This is a genomic window from Stenotrophomonas sp. SMYL11 (genome assembly GCF_036320005.1).
In the GTDB taxonomy this organism is placed as follows: Bacteria; Pseudomonadota; Gammaproteobacteria; order Xanthomonadales; family Xanthomonadaceae; genus Stenotrophomonas; species Stenotrophomonas maltophilia_A.
Genome location: NZ_JAWIRS010000021.1, coordinates 32984 through 52549 on the forward strand (window position 1 = coordinate 32984; position 19566 = coordinate 52549).

At 65.9% G+C, this 19566-nt stretch carries 26 protein-coding genes, 1 tRNA gene and 1 pseudogene; 17 read left to right on the forward strand and 11 right to left on the reverse strand.

Annotation, left to right across the window (positions count from 1 at the left end; translation table 11 throughout):
* The first annotated feature begins 27 nt into the window (after positions 1-27).
* From infC to V3B46_RS20275, 8 genes are all read left to right on the forward strand, one after another.
* The gene (gene infC / locus V3B46_RS20240; protein WP_005410437.1) at positions 28-570 is read left to right on the forward strand and encodes a translation initiation factor IF-3; all 543 of its coding nucleotides are present in this window, start codon (positions 28-30) and stop codon (positions 568-570) included.
* A gap of 265 nt (positions 571-835) precedes the next feature.
* Positions 836-1033, forward strand: a complete 198-nt coding sequence (gene rpmI / locus V3B46_RS20245) for a 50S ribosomal protein L35 (protein ID WP_005410436.1) — start codon at positions 836-838, stop codon at positions 1031-1033.
* An 11-nt stretch (positions 1034-1044) separates the two neighbouring features.
* Positions 1045-1404, forward strand: a complete 360-nt coding sequence (gene rplT, locus V3B46_RS20250; protein ID WP_006380762.1) for a 50S ribosomal protein L20 — start codon at positions 1045-1047, stop codon at positions 1402-1404.
* Between the two features lie 192 nt (positions 1405-1596).
* Positions 1597-2592: a phenylalanine--tRNA ligase subunit alpha gene (locus V3B46_RS20255; RefSeq protein ID WP_005417865.1), complete on the forward strand. Its 996-nt coding sequence runs from the start codon at positions 1597-1599 to the stop codon at positions 2590-2592.
* An 85-nt stretch (positions 2593-2677) separates the two neighbouring features.
* A complete protein-coding gene (pheT, locus tag V3B46_RS20260; RefSeq protein ID WP_329892737.1) occupies positions 2678-5059 on the forward strand; it encodes a phenylalanine--tRNA ligase subunit beta in 2382 nt (793 codons plus the stop codon).
* Between the two features lie 27 nt (positions 5060-5086).
* Positions 5087-5386 carry an integration host factor subunit alpha gene (locus tag V3B46_RS20265; RefSeq protein WP_005410432.1) on the forward strand — a complete coding sequence of 100 codons (300 nt, stop codon included), beginning with the start codon at positions 5087-5089 and terminating at the stop codon, positions 5384-5386.
* Positions 5367-5723 (forward strand): MerR family transcriptional regulator, encoded by a 357-nt coding sequence (locus V3B46_RS20270; RefSeq protein WP_005410431.1) that lies wholly within the window; start codon positions 5367-5369, stop codon positions 5721-5723. The genes V3B46_RS20265 and V3B46_RS20270 overlap by 20 nt, the downstream gene beginning before the upstream one ends.
* Positions 5724-5791: 68 nt before the next feature.
* Positions 5792-5868 (forward strand) — tRNA-Pro (locus tag V3B46_RS20275).
* A gap of 65 nt (positions 5869-5933) precedes the next feature.
* Here V3B46_RS20275 and V3B46_RS20280 read toward each other — a convergent pair.
* The 3 genes from V3B46_RS20280 to V3B46_RS20290 form a co-directional block, all read right to left on the reverse strand.
* Positions 5934-6374 carry a GNAT family N-acetyltransferase gene (locus V3B46_RS20280; RefSeq protein WP_329892738.1) on the reverse strand — a complete coding sequence of 147 codons (441 nt, stop codon included), beginning with the start codon at positions 6372-6374 and terminating at the stop codon, positions 5934-5936.
* A complete protein-coding gene (locus tag V3B46_RS20285) occupies positions 6371-6724 on the reverse strand; it encodes a DUF6713 family protein (RefSeq protein WP_329892739.1) in 354 nt (117 codons plus the stop codon). Before V3B46_RS20285 ends, V3B46_RS20280 begins: the two co-directional genes overlap by 4 nt.
* A gap of 88 nt (positions 6725-6812) precedes the next feature.
* The gene (locus V3B46_RS20290; RefSeq protein ID WP_164171620.1) at positions 6813-7322 is read right to left on the reverse strand and encodes a DUF3011 domain-containing protein; all 510 of its coding nucleotides are present in this window, start codon (positions 7320-7322) and stop codon (positions 6813-6815) included.
* 240 nt (positions 7323-7562) lie between these two features.
* Between V3B46_RS20290 and V3B46_RS20295 the strand changes: the two genes are divergently transcribed.
* Entirely contained in the window at positions 7563-7958 is a 396-nt protein-coding gene (locus V3B46_RS20295; protein ID WP_100435043.1) for a hypothetical protein, read from the forward strand.
* A 24-nt stretch (positions 7959-7982) separates the two neighbouring features.
* Here V3B46_RS20295 and V3B46_RS20300 read toward each other — a convergent pair whose 3' ends face one another.
* Positions 7983-8675: an aspartate/glutamate racemase family protein gene (locus V3B46_RS20300; protein ID WP_329892740.1), complete on the reverse strand. Its 693-nt coding sequence runs from the start codon at positions 8673-8675 to the stop codon at positions 7983-7985.
* Positions 8676-8760: 85 nt separating this feature from the next.
* Here V3B46_RS20300 and V3B46_RS20305 point away from each other — a divergent pair, with 85 nt between their 5' ends.
* The 5 genes and pseudogenes from V3B46_RS20305 (at position 8761) to V3B46_RS20325 (ending at position 11076) form a co-directional block, all read left to right on the forward strand.
* Positions 8761-9072 carry an ArsR/SmtB family transcription factor gene (locus tag V3B46_RS20305; protein ID WP_154353036.1) on the forward strand — a complete coding sequence of 104 codons (312 nt, stop codon included), beginning with the start codon at positions 8761-8763 and terminating at the stop codon, positions 9070-9072.
* Positions 9072-9422 (forward strand): SRPBCC family protein, encoded by a 351-nt coding sequence (locus V3B46_RS20310; RefSeq protein ID WP_329892741.1) that lies wholly within the window; start codon positions 9072-9074, stop codon positions 9420-9422. The genes V3B46_RS20305 and V3B46_RS20310 overlap by 1 nt, the downstream gene beginning before the upstream one ends.
* A 37-nt stretch (positions 9423-9459) precedes the next feature.
* A complete protein-coding gene (locus tag V3B46_RS20315; RefSeq protein WP_106468706.1) occupies positions 9460-10068 on the forward strand; it encodes an ATP-dependent Clp protease proteolytic subunit in 609 nt (202 codons plus the stop codon).
* A gap of 98 nt (positions 10069-10166) precedes the next feature.
* Positions 10167-10808: pseudogene (locus tag V3B46_RS20320) on the forward strand (LysE family translocator).
* A gap of 94 nt (positions 10809-10902) precedes the next feature.
* The gene (locus V3B46_RS20325) at positions 10903-11076 is read left to right on the forward strand and encodes a DUF1328 domain-containing protein (protein WP_021202178.1); all 174 of its coding nucleotides are present in this window, start codon (positions 10903-10905) and stop codon (positions 11074-11076) included.
* Between the two features lie 22 nt (positions 11077-11098).
* Here V3B46_RS20325 and V3B46_RS20330 read toward each other — a convergent pair whose 3' ends face one another.
* The 4 genes from V3B46_RS20330 to V3B46_RS20345 all read right to left on the reverse strand — a co-directional run bounded on the left by V3B46_RS20330 (position 11099) and on the right by V3B46_RS20345 (position 12634).
* Positions 11099-11431, reverse strand: a complete 333-nt coding sequence (locus tag V3B46_RS20330; protein ID WP_329892742.1) for an SMR family transporter — start codon at positions 11429-11431, stop codon at positions 11099-11101.
* 13 nt (positions 11432-11444) lie between these two features.
* Complete coding sequence (locus tag V3B46_RS20335; protein WP_154353033.1) at positions 11445-12017, reverse strand: TetR/AcrR family transcriptional regulator; 573 nt, start codon at positions 12015-12017, stop codon at positions 11445-11447.
* 86 nt (positions 12018-12103) lie between these two features.
* On the reverse strand, positions 12104-12337 hold the full coding sequence (locus V3B46_RS20340) for a DUF1653 domain-containing protein (protein ID WP_329892743.1): 234 nt from the start codon (positions 12335-12337) through the stop codon (positions 12104-12106).
* Positions 12338-12349: 12 nt separating this feature from the next.
* A complete protein-coding gene (locus tag V3B46_RS20345; RefSeq protein WP_329892744.1) occupies positions 12350-12634 on the reverse strand; it encodes a hypothetical protein in 285 nt (94 codons plus the stop codon).
* Positions 12635-13037: 403 nt separating this feature from the next.
* Between V3B46_RS20345 and V3B46_RS20350 the strand changes: the two genes are divergently transcribed.
* The 3 genes from V3B46_RS20350 (at position 13038) to V3B46_RS20360 (ending at position 14312) form a co-directional block, all read left to right on the forward strand.
* Complete coding sequence (locus tag V3B46_RS20350) at positions 13038-13244, forward strand: hypothetical protein (RefSeq protein ID WP_057502001.1); 207 nt, start codon at positions 13038-13040, stop codon at positions 13242-13244.
* Between the two features lie 131 nt (positions 13245-13375).
* The gene (locus V3B46_RS20355) at positions 13376-13939 is read left to right on the forward strand and encodes a DUF3011 domain-containing protein (protein WP_329892745.1); all 564 of its coding nucleotides are present in this window, start codon (positions 13376-13378) and stop codon (positions 13937-13939) included.
* 169 nt (positions 13940-14108) lie between these two features.
* Entirely contained in the window at positions 14109-14312 is a 204-nt protein-coding gene (locus V3B46_RS20360; RefSeq protein WP_005417823.1) for a hypothetical protein, read from the forward strand.
* A gap of 153 nt (positions 14313-14465) precedes the next feature.
* On the opposite strand, the gene dxs is transcribed toward V3B46_RS20360, so the two are convergent.
* The 3 genes from dxs to V3B46_RS20375 all read right to left on the reverse strand — a co-directional run bounded on the left by dxs (position 14466) and on the right by V3B46_RS20375 (position 19517).
* Complete coding sequence (gene dxs, locus V3B46_RS20365; protein ID WP_329892752.1) at positions 14466-16373, reverse strand: 1-deoxy-D-xylulose-5-phosphate synthase; 1908 nt, start codon at positions 16371-16373, stop codon at positions 14466-14468.
* A gap of 105 nt (positions 16374-16478) precedes the next feature.
* Positions 16479-17144 (reverse strand): HNH endonuclease, encoded by a 666-nt coding sequence (locus V3B46_RS20370; RefSeq protein ID WP_019336875.1) that lies wholly within the window; start codon positions 17142-17144, stop codon positions 16479-16481.
* Positions 17145-17726: 582 nt separating this feature from the next.
* The gene (locus V3B46_RS20375) at positions 17727-19517 is read right to left on the reverse strand and encodes an acyl-CoA dehydrogenase C-terminal domain-containing protein (RefSeq protein ID WP_329892746.1); all 1791 of its coding nucleotides are present in this window, start codon (positions 19515-19517) and stop codon (positions 17727-17729) included.
* Positions 19518-19566 lie beyond the last annotated feature (49 nt).

Consider the following 19566-nt stretch of genomic DNA (forward strand, 5'->3'; position numbering starts at 1 on the left):
ACAGGCACCCGGACCGGTTCGATACCCTTGGGAGAACGTAATATCAGCACCCCTGACAACAAACAGAACCGCAAGAATCAGGAAATCCGTGTGCCGCGCGTCCGCGTGATCGGCAGTGACGGAGAAATGATCGGCGTGTTGTCGCGCGACGAAGCGCTGTCCATGGCCGAAGATGAAGGCCTGGACCTGGTCGAAATCCAGCCGCAGGCCGATCCGCCGGTCTGCAAGATCATGGACTTCGGCAAGTTCAAGTTCGAAGCGCAGAAGAAGGCCAGCGAGGCCAAGAAGAAGACCAAGCAGGTCGAGATCAAGGAAGTGAAGTTCCGTCCGGTCACGGACGAGGGCGACTACCAGATCAAGCTGCGCAAGATGCGCGGGTTCCTCGAGGATGGTGACAAGATCAAGGTCAACATCCGTTTCCGTGGCCGTGAAATGAGCCACCAGGAACTGGGCCGCGAAATGGCCAACCGGATCGAGACCGATCTGGGCGAGGACATCGTCATTGAATCCCGTCCGCGCCTGGAAGGGCGTCAGATGGTCATGATGATCGCGCCGAAGAAGAAGACCTGAGGCCTGACGGGCCGCCTTCCGGGGCGCCTGGCTGAATGGTTCAGGGTAAAGGGACGCCATGGGCGTCCCTTTGCTTTTGCAGGAAGCCGGAGAATTACCGGCGAAAGGGTTGCAGGGGCTGGTGGCAGGGCGGTTTTGCCTGTATCATGCCCGGCTCGACCCACCCAGGACGGGTCGTACGCCGATCATGGCAGGACGGAAAGAGCGGCCCAGGCCGCCGCCAGATCAGTCAGAAACCAGGGTCACCCCCATCAAGGACATTGCAATGCCCAAGATCAAGACCAACCGGGCAGCGGCCAAGCGTTTCCGCAAGACCGCCTCGGGCAAGTACAAGTGCGGCCACGCCAACCGTAGCCACATCCTCACGAAGAAAGCGACCAAGCGTAAGCGTAATCTGCGTCAGACGGGCCATGTCCGTGCAGAAGACGCAGGCCGTCTGGACCGCATGCTCCCTTACCTCTGAGGAACTGAAAAATGGCACGAGTTAAGCGTGGCGTACAGGCGCGTCGCCGCCACAAGAAAATCCTGGATCTCGCCAAGGGCTATTACAACGCCCGTCGCAAGGTCTTCCGCGTCGCCAAGCAGGCGGTCATCAAGGCACAGCAGTATGCCTACATCGGCCGTAAGCAGAAGAAGCGCAACTTCCGTTCGCTGTGGATCACCCGTATCAATGCGGCTGCCCGCATCAACGGCCTGAGCTACAGCCGCTTCATGAACGGTCTGCTGAAGGCCGGCATCACCCTGGATCGCAAGGTCCTGGCTGACATCGCCGTGCACGACGCAGCCGGCTTTACCGCGCTGGCCGAAAAGGCCAAGGGCGCGCTGGCGGCATAAGTCCTTCCCGATGCCGTAACCGTTCACTCGGACGGTGTCAGGTCAAGGCAATGCATGGGGAAGGGCGCAAGTCCTTCCCCATTCTTTTTTGGGTCCCGGCGAGGCCACAGTGGCAGCGCGGGGACGGCGGTGGCGACAGGGGTCGGCCCTTCGCGCATCGCGATGGCAGATCGACTGGAGTTCCAGCCCCCCATGAGCGACATCCAATCCCTCACCACCCAGGCGCTGGCTGATGTGGCCGCCGCACAGAGCCCCGACGTGCTGGAACAGCTGCGCGTGGCCCTGCTTGGCAAGAGTGGCAGCATCACCTCGCAGCTCAAGCAGCTCGGCGCCCTGCCGGCCGACGAGCGCAAGGCCGCCGGTGAAGCGATCAACCAGGCCCGCGACGCGCTGACCCGCGCGCTGGGTGAGCGCAAGGCGCTGCTGGAAGACGCGGCACTGGATGCGCGCCTGGCCGCCGAAGCCATCGACATCACCCTGCCGGGCCGCAATGGCGACCGCGCCGGCCTGCATCCGATCACCCGCACCCTGGAGCGCATCACCGGCATCTTCGGCCGGCTGGGCTACGAGCTGTCGGAAGGGCCGGAGATCGAGGATGACTGGCACAATTTCGAAGCGCTGAACTTCCCGCCGCACCATCCGGCGCGCGCCATGCACGACACCTTCTACTTCGGCGACGGCCGCCTGCTGCGCACGCACACCTCGGGCGTGCAGGTGCGCTACATGGGCGACCACGCGCCGCCGCTGCGCATGATCGCCGCCGGCAAGGTGTACCGCAGCGACAGCGACCAGACCCATTCGCCGATGTTCCACCAGGTGGAAGGCCTGCTGGTGGACGAGCATTCGACCTTCGCCGACCTGAAGGGCACGCTGGCCGAGTTCGTGCGTGCGTTCTTCGAGCGCGACTTCGAGATGCGCTTCCGCCCCAGCTACTTCCCGTTCGTTGAACCGGGTGCGGAAGTGGACATCGCCTGGCAGCAGCCCGATGGCAGCACCCGCTGGCTGGAAGTGCTCGGCTGCGGCATGGTCCATCCGAACGTGCTGCGCAACGTCGGCATCGATCCGGAGCGCTACACCGGCTTCGCCTTCGGTATGGGCGTGGAGCGCTTTGCGATGCTGCGTTACGGCGTCAACGACCTGCGCGCGTTCTTCGAGAACGACGTGCGGTTCCTGAAACAGTTCGCGTAAGCGCCAGTCCGTAGCGTCGAGCTTGCTCGACTGCTTCTAAATTCGCAGGCCCAGGCGCATGCGCCGGGCCCACCAGGGTGACACCATGAAATTCTCCGAAAACTGGCTGCGCAGCCACGTCCCGACCGGCGCCTCGCGCGATGAACTGAGCGCGGTGCTGACCGCCATCGGCCTGGAAGTGGAAGAAGTGACCGCGCTGGGCGAAGGCCTCGATCAGGTGGTCGTGGCACGCATCGTCGACGCCGTGCGCCATCCGGAAGCCGACCGCCTGCAGGTGTGCAGGGTCGATGCCGGGCAGGGCGAGCTGCTGCAGATCGTCTGCGGTGCGCCGAACGCGCGCCCGGGCCTGGTCGCGCCGCTGGCGATGGTCGGTGCGCAGATCGGCGAGCTGAAGATCAAGCCGGCCAAGCTGCGCGGCGTCGAGTCCAACGGCATGCTGTGCTCGGCCAAGGAACTGGGCCTGGACAACGATGCGTCCGGCCTGCTGGAACTGCCGGACGACGCACCGGTCGGCCAATCCCTGGTCGAGTATCTGGGGCTGCCGGACGCCAGCATCGAGATCAAGCTGACCCCGAACCGTGCCGACTGCTTCAGCCTGCGCGGCATCGCTTACGACGTCGCCGCCGCCACCCGCAGCGAAGTGCTGGATTTCGCCGCTGACGCCATTGCGGCCGTCGGCAGCCGTGAGCTGTCCATCCAGCTCGACGCTGGCGCTGAAGCGCCGCGTTACCTGGGCCGCGTCATCGAAGGCGTCAACGCCGCTGCCAAGACCCCGCTGTGGATGGCAGAGCGCCTGCGCCGCAGCGGTGTGCGTCCGGTCTCGCTGCTGGTCGACATCACCCAGTACGTGATGCTGGAACTGGGCCAGCCGATGCATGCCTACGACCTGGGCACCCTGCAGGGCAGCATCGCCGTGCGCCGTTCGCGCGCGGGCGAGACGCTGAAGCTGCTGGACGGCCGCGATGCCGCGCTGGACGACAGCTTCCTGGTGATCACCGACGCTGATCGTGCGGTCGGCCTGGCCGGCCTGATGGGCGGCTTCGACACCCGTGTCACCGACGCCACCACTGCCGTGTTCCTGGAGGCCGCGCATTTCGCGCCGGCCGCGATCATGGGCCGTGGCCGCAAGCTGGGCCTGCACACGGATGCCGGCCACCGCTTCGAGCGGGGTGTCGACCCGGCACTGCCGCGTACCGCCATCGAGTACGCCACCCGCCTGGTGCTGGACCTGGCCGGCGGTACCCCGGCGCCGGTCACCGAGGCCGTGCGTGAGGCCGACCTGCCGCAGCCGGCAACCATCGTGCTGCGCCGCGCGCGCATCACCCGCGTGCTCGGCATCACCATCGAAGATTCGGAAGTGGAGCGCATCCTGCGCGCGCTGGGCATGGACGTGGTCGCCACCGCCGACGGCTGGCAGGTGGTCGCGTCGAGCCGCCGCTTCGACATCGCCATCGAAGAGGACCTGATCGAAGAGCTGGCGCGCATCCACGGTTACGAGCAGATCCCGACCACGCTGCCGGGCGGCGCCTCGCGCGTGGCGATGCCGAGCGAGACCCAGCTGGACGCAATGAGTGTGCGCCGCCAGCTGATCGCCCGTGACCAGCAGGAAACCGTCAATTTCGCCTTCGTCGACGACGCACTGCTGAGCCAGTGGCAGCTGCGCGGCGGCCTGGTGCCGCTGGCCAACCCGCTGTCGGCCGAACTGGCGGTGATGCGCCCCTCGCTGCTGCCGGGCCTGGTTGCCACGCTGGGCCGCAACGCGGCCCGCCAGTTGGGCCGCGTGCGCCTGTTCGAGCTCGGTCGCGTGTTCGCCCAGCAGGTTGGTGATGGCCAGCCGGCACCGCTGGAAACCCCGCGCGTGGCCGCTGCGGTCTGCGGCGAGGCGCAGGCGGTGCAGTGGGGCCTGCCGACCCGCAAGGTCGATTTCCATGACCTGAAGGGTGATCTGGAATCGCTGGCCGCTGCCAGTGGTGCGGTACTGGAGTTCCGTCCGTCGGCGCGCGCCTACGGCCACCCGGCGCGTTCGGCCGAGGTGCTCCGCGATGGCGTGGCGATCGGCTGGATCGGCCAGATCCACCCGCGCCTGGTCAAGGCAATGGACATCGAAGCCGACGTCTATGCCTTCGAACTGGACCTGGAGCCGCTGACCGCCCGCCGCCTGCCGCGTGCCGGCGAGCTGTCGCGCTTCCCGGCGGTGCGTCGCGACCTGGCATTCCTGGTGCCTGAACAGGTGGCCTGGGCCGATCTGGCGGCCACCGTCCGCCAGGCCGCTGGCCCGCTGCTGCGCGACCTGAACCTGTTCGACCGCTACGTCGGCCAGGGCGTCGAGCCGGGATTCAAGAGTCTCGCTATGGGCTTGATTTTGCAGGACAAGTCGCGCACTCTGACGGACCGCGACGTGGATGCGGTGGTGGCCGAGGCGGTCACTGCCATCGAGCGTGAACATCACGCCCGGATCCGCGGCTGAGCGGGCAGCACTCGGGGGTAGCAGGCAATGGCATTGACCAAGGCGGAGATGGCGGAAAAGCTGTTCGACGAAGTCGGTCTGAACAAGCGGGAAGCCAAGGAATTCGTCGACGCGTTTTTCGATGTGCTGCGTGAAGCATTGGAACAGGGACGTCAGGTGAAGCTGTCGGGCTTCGGCAATTTCGATCTGCGGCGCAAGAACCAGCGCCCGGGTCGCAACCCCAAGACCGGCGAGGAAATTCCGATTTCCGCCCGTACGGTGGTCACCTTCCGTCCGGGCCAGAAGCTCAAGGAGAGGGTGGAAGCTTATGCTGGATCCGGGCAGTAACCGCGAACTACCGCCGATCCCGGCCAAGCGCTACTTCACCATCGGTGAGGTCAGCGAGCTGTGCGACGTCAAGCCGCACGTCCTGCGCTACTGGGAAACCGAGTTTCCCAGCCTTGAGCCGGCCAAGCGCCGAGGCAACCGCCGCTACTACCAGCGCCATGACGTGCTGATGGTGCGGCAGATCCGCAGCCTGCTGTACGAACAGGGCTACACCATCGGTGGTGCACGCCTGCGTCTGGACGGTCCCGATGCCCGCGAGGAATCGGCGCTGAGCAACCAGATCATCAAGCAGGTGCGCATGGAGCTGGAAGAAGTGCTGCAGTTGCTGCGCCGCTGACCCCATTTCCATCGTAATCCGCTATACTTCACGGCCCGCCGCACTGGCGGGTACATCGCAGCATCAGTCGGGGCGTAGCGCAGCCTGGTAGCGCATCTGCCTGGGGGGCAGAGGGTCGTCGGTTCGAATCCGGCCGTCCCGACCACTGTGATGAATCAAGAAGCCTGCGCAGCGATGCGTGGGCTTTTTTGTGCGTGCGGCAGAGGCCGATCATGCACCCGCGAAGCGGTAGATCAGCTCCGGGTCGCCCTCGTCCAATCCGTGCACGATGCCGCTGTCGATGAATCCCGATGCAGCGAGCAGGCGCTGCATGCCGATGTTTGAGGCATTGGTCGAGGTGAACAGTTTGCGCCGGCCGTGCAGTGCGATAGCCTTGCGCAGCAGTGCGGTACCGATGCCCTGGCCGCGCTGTGCGTGCGCCACCATCAGCATTTCGACGAAGGCTTCGCCGAAGAAGTGGTGATGAATGACCAGGTAGCCGACGGCCCTGCCGTTCTGCTCGGCAACCTGCACGCCGCCGCGTGCCAGCCAGTCGCCGATCTGCAGGGCCCGGCCTGGATCGTTGGCCGCCACGTTGTCGAGCGCAATCAAGGCATCGGCGTCCTGGATGCTGCCGTCACGCAGGTGTGCGGAGTGGGAAGTCCGGCTCATCGCGGGCGCAGCTGCAGCAACAAGCCGCCGCCCGACACAAAGCAGGCGAGCAGGACGGCGATCGACAGCGGTTGGTGGAATTCATCGCGACCGAACAGGGCAAACGCCAGATGGATCAGCGCCGTGCCAATACCGAGTGCGCCACAAACCAGCGCATGGCCGCGCGCCGACGATGTGCCCAGCAGGGTCTGGCGATACCCCCAAAGCACGAAGCCGATCGCAAGCAGGTTGAACAGCAGGAAGCCCTGGATGCCACCGGGCACATGGAACATGGCCCATTCCTGCCAGAACGCAGCGTCGATCTGATGCAGGATCAACGCCAACAGCGTCGCCAGATACCATCGTTCCATGTCGCGCTCCCTGCCATGTACAGGCCATAGTCTATCGGCTCTGTCCCGCACGCATGCCTACCCGCCGCAGCCAGCGCGTGCTCGGCAGTCAATGCACCCGGAACTCGGCACGGCAACCGTCACTGACCCACACGCCGCGGCGGTCCCAGCCCCAGTTGCGATCCTCGATGCAGGTCGTCACTGACTTCTGTTTGACCAGGCGCACGTCGCGACGAACACGGATGCGGCATTCCTTTTCCTTCTTTTCATAGGACTCGCAGACCAGGCGTTCGCCGTCATCGTCGCGGTCCCGGCCGCGCCCGGGCCAGCGTCCGCGCCGCTGTTCGTCGGCAACGAACTCGGCGCGGCAGCCATCGGTGACCCACAGCATGCGACGGCTCTGGCCCCAGTTCCTGTCCTCGACGCAGCGGGTGACTGAGAGCTGCTTTGCCAGGCGCATGCGGCCCTCGATCGGGCACTGCTGGGTCTTGTTGAACTGCGATTCGCAGCGCAGCGCCGGAATGTGATCGGTGTCGTAGTCCTGGGCGGCCACGGCAGTAGCGGCCAGCAGCAGGGCAAGCGAGGTGCCGGTGATCGTCAGTAGCAGGCGATGGGACATGTGCAGGCTCGGTGGGGATGGGGCGGCAAGAATGGCCCAGTCCGGGGCTGCCGGAACGCTTCGTTCCGAAGATGGCTCAGTGGCGGTTTAGTAGTACGCGCGGGCCCATGCAGAGGCTTACATCCCGTATCATCGCTGCACATCCGATCGCATCGGTTTACACCCTCTTACATGTCTCCCACGCCGGTCGGCACAGCCTGTGGCTGTTGTCACTGGCATGCGGCCGGCGCGTGGAGGAGGATGCGCGGACCACGACGACCACAGGGGGTTGCGTTGATCAGCAGTACCGTCATTCATCGCTCGGCCGACGCAGGCGGCGCCGAGGTGCGGGTCCTGGACACCACGTTCAAGGGCAAGCATGTGTTCATCGCCTGGGGCCTGCGCGGGCCGGAACTGACCCGAAGCGCGGACCCGGCCGCCACCGTGGCCGCACGCAAGGCGCTGCACGCGGTTGCCGGTCATAGCGAGGGGCCACGCAGCCCGGAAGTGTTCATCGCCAACCAGTCGGCGGTGGCGATCACCGTCTATCGCCTGCTCACCGAAGCGCGCTCCGGCGATGCCATCTTCTTCCTGTGTGATTCGCAGGCAGTGGTCGACTGGCTGATCACCGCACTGGAAGTGCAGGGTGCGGACTGATTCCGCGCCGTGTCGCAAGCAGGATCAGGCCAATGCCGCGTCGACCGCGGCCCGCGCATGCAGGGCAGTGGTATCGAACAACGGCACTGCACTGTCCTCCGGGCGTACCAGCAGCATGATCTCGGTGCAGCCGAGAATGATCGCTTCGGCGCCGCGTTCGACCAGGCGTGCGATCACGTCGACGTAGACCTGTCGTGAGCGCTCGCGGACCACGCCGGCAATCAGTTCCTGGTAGATGATGTCGTGCACGCTGCGACGATCGCCGGCATCGGGGACCAGTACCTCCAGGCCGAAGCGATCCTGCAGCCGACCGCGATAGAAGTCCTGTTCCATGGTGAAGGCGGTGCCGAGTAGGCCCACCCTGCGTACGCCTGCCTGCACGATCGCCGATGCGGTGGGGTCGGCGATATGCAGCAGTGGTAGCGGGCAGGCCGCCTCGATGCGGCCGGTCAGCTTGTGCATGGTGTTGGTGCAGACCAGCAGCAGATCGGCGCCACCGGCCTGCAGGCGCCGCGCAGCGTCGACCATGTGGTCGCCCAGTGCAGCCCAGTCGCCGTCATGCTGCAGCTGCTTGATGTCGGCGAAATCCACCGACCACAGCAGCAGCTGCGCCGAATGCGCGCCACCGAGGCGCTGCCGCACGTCCTCGTTGATGAGCCGGTAGTACTGCGCCGAGCTTTCCCAGCTCATGCCGCCGATCAAGCCAAGGGTCTTCATGCACAGCTCCATGCCAGGGGCCGTCATTGCAGCACAGCCCACGGGGGAGTTGCACTACACATTAGTGGTTGCTAATGTGTTGATCATGATCGAGAACGCCCTCTTCAAAGCGCTGGCCGACCCCACCCGCCGCCACATCTTCGAAAAGCTGGCTGAGGGCGGGCAGCATGCCAGCGCACTGCGCGAGGGCATGGCGATCAGCCAGTCCGCGATGTCCCAGCACCTGGCGGTGCTGCGCGATGCGGGGCTGGTGAGCGAACAGCGCCACGGCCGCTTCGTCCACTACGAGGTCGATCCGCGCGGGCTGGCGCACATCGGCAACTGGCTGCAGCGCTACCGGGCCTACTGGCCCGCGCGGATGGATGCCTTGCAGGATCTGCTGAAGGAGATGGACTGATGGACGATGTTCTGAACGAAGCGGCTCCCGCGTTGGTGATGGAGCAGTGGCTGCCAGCGCCACCGGAACGGGTCTGGCGCGCACTGTTCGATCCGGCGCTGCGTGAGCGCTGGTTGCCTGCGGCCGATCTTGCCGATCCGCAGCCCTGCCTGTGCGAAGAGAGGCGGGAGCTGGGTTTCCACCTGCGAGACACGCATCCCCCACATCTGCACAGCCTGGTGTGTTTCCTGCTGCGCGCGGACGAGGGTGGGGGAACGGTGCTGACCATCGTGCATCGGCTCACCGACCTGCGCGCGCTGATGCCGCCGGCCTCCAACGACGACCATCGCACGGTGATGCGCGCGGCTTGAGCCGGCGCCTGGATCGAACACTACAGGGAGCAGGCACATGCGTGACAGAATGCAGCTGGTACCGATGGTGGTGGAACGCAGCGAGCGCGGCGAGCGCTCCTATGACATCTACTCGCGGCTCCTGCGCGAGCGCATCATCTTTCTCAACGGTGAAGTCGATGACACCGTGTCGGCTCTGGTCTGCGCGCAACTGCTGTTCCTGGAATCGGAAAATCCGGAGAAGCCGATCCATCTGTACATCAACTCGCCGGGTGGGGTGATCTCCAGCGGCCTGGCGATGTACGACACGATGCAATACATCTCGGCCCCGGTGCATACGCTGTGCATGGGCACCGCGCGGTCGATGGGTTCGTTCCTGCTGATGGCCGGCGAGCCGGGTCACCGCGCGGCGCTGGCCAATGCCAGCCTGCACGTGCACCAGCCGCTGGGCGGGGTGCAGGGCCAGGCGTCGGACATCTTCATCCACGCCGAGGAAATGCAGCGCACCAAGCAGCGCATCACCCGGCTGTATGCGCAGCATTGCGGGCGCAGTGTCGAGGAGGTCGAGCAGACCCTGGACCGCGATCGTTTCATGAGTGCCGAGCAGGCATGCGAATGGGGCTTGATCGACCAGGTACTGGTACGGCGCGACGCGCTCGCGGCCTGAGCCTGCCTCTGTAACCACCGCATCCATGCTGCGCTGTGTGTGCCGCGCCAGGCCGGCGCACTCTATGCTGGTTGGATCTCCTGAAGTGGATGTCCGATATGGCCCTGCATACCTGGTGGTGGTTCCTCGCCACGGTGTTCGTTCTGTGAGGTACGCCGGGGCCGAACATGCTGCATATCCTTGGTCGCAGCGTCGGGCTCGGCTTCCGCGGTAGCGTGCCGGCGATGGCCGGCTGCCTGCTGGCGATGCTGCTGGTGCTGGCGGCCTCCGCGGCAGGCCTGAGTGCGTTGCTGCATTCCTCGCCGATGCTGTTCGAGGTGCTGCGCTATCTGGGCGTGGCCTATCTGGCCTGGCTGGGCCTGAAGGCATGGCGTGACAGCTGCCGGCCGGCACCACCGGTGACAGTCGATGCCGCGCTGCCGGTTGCGGCGTCGCTGGGTGCGTGGAAGGTGTTCCGTGGTGGCCTTCTGGTGGGCCTGAGCAATCCCAAGCTGCTGCTGTTCGCTGCGGCGTTCCTGCCGCAGTTCGTCGACCCGTCGCGTGGCCAGGCGCTGCAGTACAGCGTGCTGGTTGCCACCTTCGCCGGCTGCGAACTGTTCTGGTACGTGATGTATGCCGCCGGTGGCCATGGCCTGCGCCGTTGGTTGGCCAAACCCTTCGCGCGGCGCTGGTTCGAGCGGCTGGTGGGCAGCGTGTTCCTGGCCTTCGCGGTGGCCCTGCTGCGTTTCCGCCCGCGCTGATTCACGCCCCGCACGCAGGCTGTTCACGACTGCCGCATCGGCTACGGCCTAGCCTGATCATCCAGTACGCAGTCCCCACGGGGAAAGGTTTGACATGATCAAGTGGGCCATCATCTTCGCCATCATCGGCGTTATTGCGGGCGTGCTCGGCTTCGGCGGCATTGCCGGTGCCTCGGTCGGCATCGCCAAGTTTCTGTTCTGGGCCGGCATCATCATCGCCGTAGTGCTGTTCCTGCTCGGCATGACCGTAGCGAAGAAGGTCAGCTAGCGTTGATCGCGCAGCAGCGTACTCAGTGTGCGCTGCTGCGCGAGAACAGATTGATCACCAGTACGCCGGCGCAGATCAGGCCGATGCCGATCAACGCCGGTGCATCCAGGCGCTGCTTGAACACAATCAGACCGATCAGCGAGATCAGCACGATGCCGACGCCGGACCAGATGGCATAGGCGATGCCGGTCGGGATCGACTTCATGGTCACCGACAGCAGGTAGAAGCACAGTCCGTAGCCGACCAGCGCGCCCAGCGTCGGTGCCAGCCGGCTCATGCCGTCGGAGGCCTTCAGCAGCGACGTGGCGATCACTTCCAGCACGATGGCAGCGGAAAGGTAGAGGTAGGGATTCATTGAGCGCTCCTGCTCACTGCGGGTCGCATAGTTTCAGGGCCTGTTCGGCCATCGCCAATGCGTTGGCGCGTTCTTCCTCGTCCAGCGGTCGCCCATAGGCCGTGGCCCAGTAGCCATCGGCAGCGCAGCGCGCCGCATACAGTCGCGGATCGTTGGCTTCGCCGGCGAACTCGGCCAGCATCGCACGCTTCCAGGTGCGCCAATGCGCGAGCAGGGCTGGTTCCATCAGGTTGCCCAGGGTCAGGCCGATGTCGTTGTCTTGTTCCTGCTGCAGCAGATGCTCGAAATTGGCCTGCACATAGGCGCGGCTGAAACGACCATGGCCTTCGGGGCTTTCCTGCAGCAGGGCACGTACCCGCGCTTCGAATTCGCCGATGAGCGCTCCGATCGCTTCATCCACCAGTGCCTGCTTGCTGCTGAAATGATGGAACAGCGCACCCTTGCTGACACCGGCGGCCTGCGCGACGTCCTGCACGGTCAGCGCGGCCAGGCCATTACGGCCGATCACTTCAATGGTGGCCTGCAGCAGTGACTGGCGCACGCTGTCGGGCGCCTTGCGGCGCGAACGGGAGGGGGATGCGGACATGGCGGGAAGAAACCGACTGGACGGTACGATTGTAACGCAGGCCCGCGGTGTTACCGCGCTGCCGGCCAGGGCCGGCAGCGGAACCGTCATGCGTCGATGCGGGCGAAACGCGGCTGCGGTCCGTGTTCGCCCGGTACGTGTTCGACGAACATGGCGTACGGCCGCACCCACAGGCCGCCTTCGCCATGGAGCGCGCGATACAGCACCAGTGGCTCCAGCGTCTCGCTGCTGCGGACGATATCGAGCACTTCGTACTCGCCGCCCTTGAAGTGGCGGTAGCGACCCGGGGCCAGAGTGGGTAGCGGGCTCAGCTCAGCCATGGGGTGCGGGCCTCACTTGCGTGCCGGGCTGGCCGGCTTCGCGCAGTAGGCATCGATGGCCTCGGCGGTATTGGCCAGGCCCTGTGCCTGTGCCAGTTCCCACGGGCGTTCGCAACGCTGGCTGTGCTCGCACCACTGGTAGCCGGCCGAACCAATGCATCCGTGGGCATCGCGATCGCCGCCCACCTTCGGTATCGCAGACGAGGTGGTCGCCGCATCAGCACGTGCGGCGGCGTCGTGCTGGTTGGCGCACGCGGCCAGCACCAGCAGGGCTGGAATCAGAAGAAGCGCTTTCATCGGGCGGGCTCCGTGCCTAAAGCGACAGTGTCTGTCGCAAATAGCCCTCCAGCAAGCGCTCAGTGCATGGCGGCGCGGATCAGTTCCTCAATCAGCACGACGTAGCTGGCGACGAAGTAGAACTTCAGCAGCGTCCAACGCTGCTGGGAGAAGAAGGTGCGCATGTGGAAGGGGCCCCTGTTGGTGACGATAGTGTGAAGCCCTGCTGACTCCGTGACAAGGATCACGGAAAGAACAGGCTAAACGGGCTCAGGGATGTGAGGGCAGGCAAGGGCTGACCGGAGGGTGCGGCATTTTCGTACAAATCTGATGGGCCATCCCTGAGGTGATCGCTAGCCTGAAGGTGTACCGGCACGTGGCCCTTCCGCCTGCCGTCGCATCCTTCCAATCGCAGGAGCCCCTCATGGTCATTACCGTTCAATGCAACGCCCGGCACTGGTCCGTGCTGGATCCGCAGGCGCATGACGCAACCCGTTATGCACGGGGCGCCGAGGCTTTCGATGTCGCCGCGGCGCGGGCCCTCGAGCACCACCGTCGCACCGGCCAGCGCAGCACGGTGCGGGTCGAGGCGCTCGGCAGCACGGTGGATGCCCTGCATGTCGGAGACTGACGCCGACCGCAGTGGTGCAGTCAGCTACGGTTCCGTTGCTTGAATGGGGAAAAACCGCCGTCACGCGCCCCCCTGTGCGCCGTGCCGCGAATCCCGGATGCTTGCGCCATCGTATTCATCTGGAGATATCGATGGGCAAGGCACTCACCTGGCGCACCCTGGCCTGCACCCTGCTGCCGATGCTGGCGGCCGCAGGCGGCGCGCAGGCGCAGAGCTATGGCTACGGTTATGACGACGATCGCTATGGCGGTCGTGATGGCAGCGGCATCGTGCGCTGCGAATCGATCAAGAACCGCAGCAATGAGTGCCGTCTTGAAGGCCGGGCGCGGATGATCCGCCAGTTGTCCGGTTCACCCTGTGTGGAAGGTGAGACGTGGGGCCAGTCGCGCTACGGAGTCTGGGTGACCCAGGGCTGTCGCGCCGAGTTCGTTGGCGAGTACCGCCGCGGCGGTGGCTGGGGTGGTGGCCATGGCAACGGCTGGGGCAACGGTGGCAATGGCTGGGGCGGGGGTGAAGTGATCACCTGCCATTCCAACGGCCACCGCCAGGAGTACTGCGAAGCCCGCATCCGTCGTGGCGTGCGCCTGGTCCGCCAGGATTCGCGCAGCGCCTGCATCGAGGGCCAGACCTGGGGCTGGAACCGTCGTGGCATCTGGGTCAGCGACGGCTGCCGGGCGCAATTCCAGGTGAATTGAGCGCGCCCCTCGAAAATCAGAATAATCTGATAGAGCTCACATTTTGAACGTCGTATCTTCTGCGATCAGGGGCACCTCTGTGTGCGCCTGACTCGTCGCGCCAATGCCTGCCGCAAACGGCGCATATGTACCGCCCACCGTCGATACGCTGCCTCAAGGAGTGAGCTGCATGTTGATCCGCCTGCAATGCGAGCAACGCCAATGGCGCGTGCTGCACCCGGACCGGCCGGAACCGATCGAGTTCCGCGATGGTGCCCGGGCCTACGATTTCGCTGAAACCCTTGCTCGCCTCCACTTCGTCGACACCGGGCAGCGCGCCGCGGTGCGGGTGGAGGCCAGCGGCGCGTTCGTGGAAGCGGTCAGCTACGGCTGAGGGTTGGGGCTCCCGGCCAGATCCTGTTTCCGGAGCCCGCTATCCACGCATGGCGTGGATCTACGTTGCATCTGCTTTCACGCATGGCGTGGATCGACCCTTGTTTCGCAGTGGATCCACGCCGTGCGTGGAACCGCTGGGTAGTGATCGGTCTCAGCCAGCCGCACTGAGCGGCGGGGTCCCGGCAGCCAGCTGCGGCCAGCGCTTGAGTACCGCCGCGCGGATGCCTGCGGCGTCGATGCCGGCTTCGGCCAGCAGGTCCTCGCGGCTGGCGTGGTGCTGGTAGCTGTCGGGCAGGCCCAGATGCAGGATCGGGCGCAGCACGCCTTCGGCATTGAGCAGCTCACCGACGCCGGAGCCGGCGCCACCGGCGACCACGTTGTCTTCGATCGTCACCAGCCCCTCGTGCTGGGCGGCGATAGTCAGCACCAGCTCGCGGTCCAGCGGCTTGATGAAACGCATGTTGACCACGCTCAGGCCCAGTTCGCGTCCGACCTGTTCGGCGGCGGCCACCGTGCTGCCGAAGGCGAGCAGAGCGATACGACTGCCCTGCAGGCGCAACTCGCCCTTGCCGATCGGCAGGGTGGACAGGTCGGTGCCGGCGGCCACGCCGGTGCCGGTGCCGCGCGGATAGCGCACGGCGGCCGGGCCCGGGTGCTGCAGGCCGGTGCTGAGCATCTGCCGGCACTCGGCTTCATTGGACGGTGCCATCACCACCATGTTCGGCACGCAGCGCAGGAAGCTCAGGTCGAGATTGCCGGCGTGGGTCGCACCGTCCGGGCCGACCACGCCGGCGCGGTCGATCGCGAACAGTACATCCAGGTCCTGGATGGCCACGTCGTGCACCAATTGGTCGTACGCGCGTTGCAGGAAGGTCGAATAGATCGCCACTACCGGCTTGCCACCCTGGGTCGCCATGCCGGCCGCCAGCGTGACCGCGTGCTGCTCGGCGATCGCCACGTCGAAATAGCGCTGCGGGTATTCCTTGCTGAAACGCACCAGGCCGGAGCCTTCGCGCATCGCCGGGGTGATGCCGTACAGGCGCGGCTCGGCGGCGGCGGCGTCACACAGCCAGTCGCTGAACACATCGGTGTAGGTCGGCTTCTTGGCACCGGCCTTGGCCACTAGGCCCTTGTCCGGATCGAACGGGCCGACGGCGTGGTAACCGATCTGGTCGCCTTCGGCCGGCTCGTAGCCCTTGCCCTTGGTGGTCATCACGTGCAGCAGCTTCGGGCCCTTGGAGGCGCGCAGCGTCTTCAGCGTGGACAGCAGGGCGGGCATGTCGTGGCCGTCGATCGGGCCGGTGTAGTGGAAGCCCATTTCCTCGAACATCGTGGACGGCACGAACATGCCCTTCCAGTGTTCTTCCCAGCGCTTCACGAAACGCGCCGGGTTGTTCTTCTTGTCGCCGAGGATCTTCTTGCCGCCTTCGCGCAGCGCATTGAGCGTACGGCTGCCGGTGGCGCGGCCGAGCATCTTGGTCAGGCCGCCGACCGCCTCGGAGATCGACATGTTGTTGTCGTTGAGGATCACCAGCAGGTTCGGCTCGGGCTCCATGCCACCGGCGTGCATCAGCGCCTCGAATGCCATGCCGGCGGTCATTGCGCCATCGCCGATCACTGCAACGACCTGGCGGTTGTCACCTTCGGACTGGCGGGCGATGGCCATGCCGAGTGCAGCCGAGATCGAGGTCGAAGAGTGGCCGACGCCGAAGGTGTCGTACTCGCTCTCTTCGCGCTTCGGGAACGGCGCGACGCCGTCCTTCTGCTTGACGGTGTGGATCTCGTCGCGGCGACCGGTCAGGATCTTGTGCGGGTAGGTCTGGTGACCGACGTCCCAGACCAGCTGGTCCTGCGGGGTCTGGTACAGGTAGTGCAGGGCCACGGTGAGTTCGATCACGCCCAGGCCGGCGGCGAAGTGGCCGCCGCTCTTGCCCACCGACTCGATGAGGTAGGCGCGCAGTTCGTCGGCGACCGCCCTCAATTCGGATTCGTCGAACGTGCGCAGGTCATCCGGTGTCTGGATGCGCGCGAGGCGGGGATAGCAGGCAGAGTCGATCATCATGTTCGCACTTGTTCTGAACGCCCATTTTCGCCCTCAAACGGGGGTGGGGCAAGCAAACGCCGCCGCCCGTGACAGGACGGTGAGGGTTGCATTTTCAGCGATTCAGGTGCTCAGTTTTGACCGCTTGGGCAATTGCGCCTTCAGGAAGGCCATCTGGTCGGCCAGGATGTTGCGGTTGGACAGGATCAGATGCTCGATCCAGCTGGGCCGGTAAGGCACCGCCAGCAACGGCATTCCGGCCTGCTGCGGGGTCCGGTCGCTCTTGCGCGAGTTGCAGTGGAAGCAGGCGGTGACCACGTTTTCCCAGCAGTCCAGGCCACCCTTGGACAGCGGCATGACGTGGTCGCGGGTGAGCGTGGGGCGGTTGAACTGCTGGCCGCAGTACATGCACAGGTGCGCGTCGCGGGCGAACAGGGCCGGGTTGGTCAGGTTCGGCGTGGGGTCGATCGCGCGGGAGCGGGCGTGGCCGCGGGCGGCAATGATCGGGTGCAGGTCCATGCCGCTCTGCAGGCCGCTGAAGCGGTTGGTGCCGCCGTGGATGTGCAGGCAGGGATCGCCGAGTGTCCAAGCGACGGCTTCGCGGGCGTAGAGGCACGCCGCATCCTGCCAGGTGATCCAGTCCAGTACGCGTCCGTGGGCATCAAGCGAGAGCAGCCGGACCGAACCGGGGCGATGCAGCGTCGTGGCGTTGGGCGATGCTTCGGCGCCCGGAGCAGAAAACGGAGCTCCGGCTTCGATCAGACCCAAGCGTGTAGTGTCTGTCTCCATCGGGAGAACAGCTTATACCTGAATGTTGACGATTTGTGTATCGCCTGTCGGCGATACGCAAATCGTCAACATTCAGGTCCACGCATTCCTCCTATCCCCCGCACCTGTCGGTGCGCCCCCCTTAACAAAGGGGGGCTTGTCTCCAGAGAGATCCCGGTGGTTTCCATCCACGCGTGGCGTGGATCTACCGTGTCGACCAAGGTCGACACCCACCAGCAGCAGAAATCTGTCGAAGGCGGGGTGGGTCCGGTTGCGGGGGCGTGAGCCGCATGGGCTCGAGGCATGCCTCGGGCGGGTTGGGCAGGACGCCCAACCCCGGTCCTGCCGTGTGCACAGGACTGCGCACACGAGCAAGCGGCGACCGAGCTTACATGGGTGAGGGCGCTTTGCTTGCGAAGCACTGCTTCGCAAGCGCCCGAACGCACAGCCGCCAGCGGCTGGGCCGGGCCCCGGGGGGGGACTTGCAGCGTCCCCCGCAATTGGACCCACCTCGCTACCCTGCAGGAAGCCAGCTCTTGCCGTTGCTGTTGCGGTTGCCGGCCAGCGGCCGGCACTACCGCGGGTGCCGGGCGGCCGCCCGGCTCAGGCGCCGAAGCGCTCGTCGTCTATTGCCATCAGCGGGGCGGCGCCGGCCTGGATCGCGGCGGCGTGGGCGAGGGTGCGCGGCAGCACGCGGGCGAAGTAGAACCGTGCGGTCTCGCGCTTGCCCTGGGCGAAAGCGGCGCCGTGCGCGCTGGCATCGGCGGCCGCCACGCTGCGGGCCCACCAGTAAGCCAGCACCACGTAGCCCGAATAGAACAGGTAGTCGTAGCTGGCTGCGCCCAGTTCGTCCGGGTTGGCGGCCGCGCGCTGCAGCACGTCCAGGGTCAGCTTGCCCCATTCGGCGGCCTTGGCGCGCAGCGGGCCGATGAACTCGGCCAGTGCTTCGTTGCCTTCGTTGGCCTTGGCGAACGCCTCGATCTCGGCCAGCATCAGCTTCAGGCCTGCGCCCTGGCTGGATGCGGTCTTGCGGCCGATCAGGTCCAGCGCCTGGATGCCGGTGGTGCCTTCATACAGCGTAGTGATGCGGGCATCGCGGGCCAGCTGCTCCATGCCGTGTTCGCGGATATAGCCGTGGCCACCGAAGCACTGAAGGGCGTTGTAGGTGTTCTCGATGCCCCATTCGGTCTGGCAGGCCTTCGAGATGGGCGTGAGGAAGCTCACCAGGGTGTCGGCGCGCTCGCGTTCGGCGGCATCCTCGGCATGGTGGGCGACATCGATCAGGGTAGCGGCGTGCAGGGCCAGCAGGCGGCTGCCTTCGACCAGCGACTTCACCGTCAGCAGCATGCGGCGCACATCCGGGTGGACCAGGATCGGGTCGGCCGGCCTGTCCGGGAACTTGGCGCCGCTGAGGGCACGCGACTGCAGGCGTTCACGGCTGTATTTCAGCGCGTTCTGGTAGGCGCGCTCGGACAGGCCGATGCCCTGCAGGCCCACACCCAGGCGCGCGGTGTTCATCATGGTGAACATGGCCTGCAGGCCCTTGTGCGGCTGGCCGACCAGGTAACCCTGCGCACCATCGAAGTTCATCACGCAGGTGACCGACCCTTTGATGCCCATCTTGTGCTCGATCGAGCCACAGCGCAGTGCATTGCGCTCGCCGACGTTGCCTTCGCGGTCGACCTTGAACTTGGGGGTGACGAACAGCGAGATGCCCTTGGCACCCGGAGGGGCATCGGGCAGCTTGGCCAGCACCAGGTGCACGATGTTTTCGGTCAGGTCGTGCTCGCCGGCGGTGATGAAGATCTTGGTGCCGGTGATCGAGTAGCTGCCATCGGCATTCGGTTCGGCCTTGGTCTTGAGCAGGCCCAGGTCGGTGCCGCAGTGCGGTTCGGTCAGGCACATGGTGCCGGTCCAGCGGCCTTCGATCAGCGGCTTCAGGAAGGCCTCGTGCTGCCAGGCCTCGCCGTGCTGCTTCAGCGCTTCGATGGCGCCGTGCGAGAGCAGCGGGAAGTTGCCCCAGGCCAGGTTGGCGGCGTTGATCATCTCATTGAGCGGCACGCCCAGGGTGTGCGGCAGGCCCTGGCCGCCCAGCTCCGGCGAGGCGGTCAGGCCGGTCCAGCCGCCATTGACGAACTGGTCGTAGGCCTGCTTGAAGCCGGGCGGGGTGGTCACTTCACCGGTGGCCTGGTCGAGCACGCAGCCGATCTCGTCGCCGACGCTGTTGAGCGGGGCCAGCACGGTGGCGCTGAAGCGGCCGGCTTCTTCCAGCACGGCATCGACCACGTCGGCGGTGGCGTCTGTGAAGCCCAGGCGGGCGAACAGGGGTTCGACCTTGAGCACATCGTGCAGGGCGAAACGGAGGTCGGAAAGCGGGGCGGTGTAGCTGCTCATCGGTACGTCTCGATTTGATCAGGGACAGGGGGAGCGGCGCCGGGCGCCG

Excerpts from the sequence above, each read along its gene's own strand:
- rpmI (WP_005410436.1), top strand. The coding sequence starts at position 836 with ATGCCCAAGATCAAGACCAACCGGGCAGCGGCCAAGCGTTTCCGCAAG.
- rplT (WP_006380762.1), top strand. The coding sequence starts at position 1,045 with ATGGCACGAGTTAAGCGTGGCGTACAGGCGCGTCGCCGCCACAAGAAA.
- V3B46_RS20255 (WP_005417865.1), top strand. The coding sequence starts at position 1,597 with ATGAGCGACATCCAATCCCTCACCACCCAGGCGCTGGCTGATGTGGCC.
- pheT (WP_329892737.1), top strand. The coding sequence starts at position 2,678 with ATGAAATTCTCCGAAAACTGGCTGCGCAGCCACGTCCCGACCGGCGCC.
- V3B46_RS20265 (WP_005410432.1), top strand. The coding sequence starts at position 5,087 with ATGGCATTGACCAAGGCGGAGATGGCGGAAAAGCTGTTCGACGAAGTC.
- V3B46_RS20270 (WP_005410431.1), top strand. The coding sequence starts at position 5,367 with ATGCTGGATCCGGGCAGTAACCGCGAACTACCGCCGATCCCGGCCAAG.
- V3B46_RS20280 (WP_329892738.1), bottom strand. The coding sequence starts at position 6,374 with ATGAGCCGGACTTCCCACTCCGCACACCTGCGTGACGGCAGCATCCAG.
- V3B46_RS20285 (WP_329892739.1), bottom strand. The coding sequence starts at position 6,724 with ATGGAACGATGGTATCTGGCGACGCTGTTGGCGTTGATCCTGCATCAG.
- V3B46_RS20290 (WP_164171620.1), bottom strand. The coding sequence starts at position 7,322 with ATGTCCCATCGCCTGCTACTGACGATCACCGGCACCTCGCTTGCCCTG.
- V3B46_RS20295 (WP_100435043.1), top strand. The coding sequence starts at position 7,563 with ATGCGCGGACCACGACGACCACAGGGGGTTGCGTTGATCAGCAGTACC.
- V3B46_RS20300 (WP_329892740.1), bottom strand. The coding sequence starts at position 8,675 with ATGAAGACCCTTGGCTTGATCGGCGGCATGAGCTGGGAAAGCTCGGCG.
- V3B46_RS20305 (WP_154353036.1), top strand. The coding sequence starts at position 8,761 with ATGATCGAGAACGCCCTCTTCAAAGCGCTGGCCGACCCCACCCGCCGC.
- V3B46_RS20310 (WP_329892741.1), top strand. The coding sequence starts at position 9,072 with ATGGACGATGTTCTGAACGAAGCGGCTCCCGCGTTGGTGATGGAGCAG.
- V3B46_RS20315 (WP_106468706.1), top strand. The coding sequence starts at position 9,460 with ATGCGTGACAGAATGCAGCTGGTACCGATGGTGGTGGAACGCAGCGAG.
- V3B46_RS20325 (WP_021202178.1), top strand. The coding sequence starts at position 10,903 with ATGATCAAGTGGGCCATCATCTTCGCCATCATCGGCGTTATTGCGGGC.
- V3B46_RS20330 (WP_329892742.1), bottom strand. The coding sequence starts at position 11,431 with ATGAATCCCTACCTCTACCTTTCCGCTGCCATCGTGCTGGAAGTGATC.
- V3B46_RS20335 (WP_154353033.1), bottom strand. The coding sequence starts at position 12,017 with ATGTCCGCATCCCCCTCCCGTTCGCGCCGCAAGGCGCCCGACAGCGTG.
- V3B46_RS20340 (WP_329892743.1), bottom strand. The coding sequence starts at position 12,337 with ATGGCTGAGCTGAGCCCGCTACCCACTCTGGCCCCGGGTCGCTACCGC.
- V3B46_RS20345 (WP_329892744.1), bottom strand. The coding sequence starts at position 12,634 with ATGAAAGCGCTTCTTCTGATTCCAGCCCTGCTGGTGCTGGCCGCGTGC.
- V3B46_RS20350 (WP_057502001.1), top strand. The coding sequence starts at position 13,038 with ATGGTCATTACCGTTCAATGCAACGCCCGGCACTGGTCCGTGCTGGAT.
- V3B46_RS20355 (WP_329892745.1), top strand. The coding sequence starts at position 13,376 with ATGGGCAAGGCACTCACCTGGCGCACCCTGGCCTGCACCCTGCTGCCG.
- V3B46_RS20360 (WP_005417823.1), top strand. The coding sequence starts at position 14,109 with ATGTTGATCCGCCTGCAATGCGAGCAACGCCAATGGCGCGTGCTGCAC.
- dxs (WP_329892752.1), bottom strand. The coding sequence starts at position 16,373 with ATGATCGACTCTGCCTGCTATCCCCGCCTCGCGCGCATCCAGACACCG.
- V3B46_RS20370 (WP_019336875.1), bottom strand. The coding sequence starts at position 17,144 with ATGGAGACAGACACTACACGCTTGGGTCTGATCGAAGCCGGAGCTCCG.
- V3B46_RS20375 (WP_329892746.1), bottom strand. The coding sequence starts at position 19,517 with ATGAGCAGCTACACCGCCCCGCTTTCCGACCTCCGTTTCGCCCTGCAC.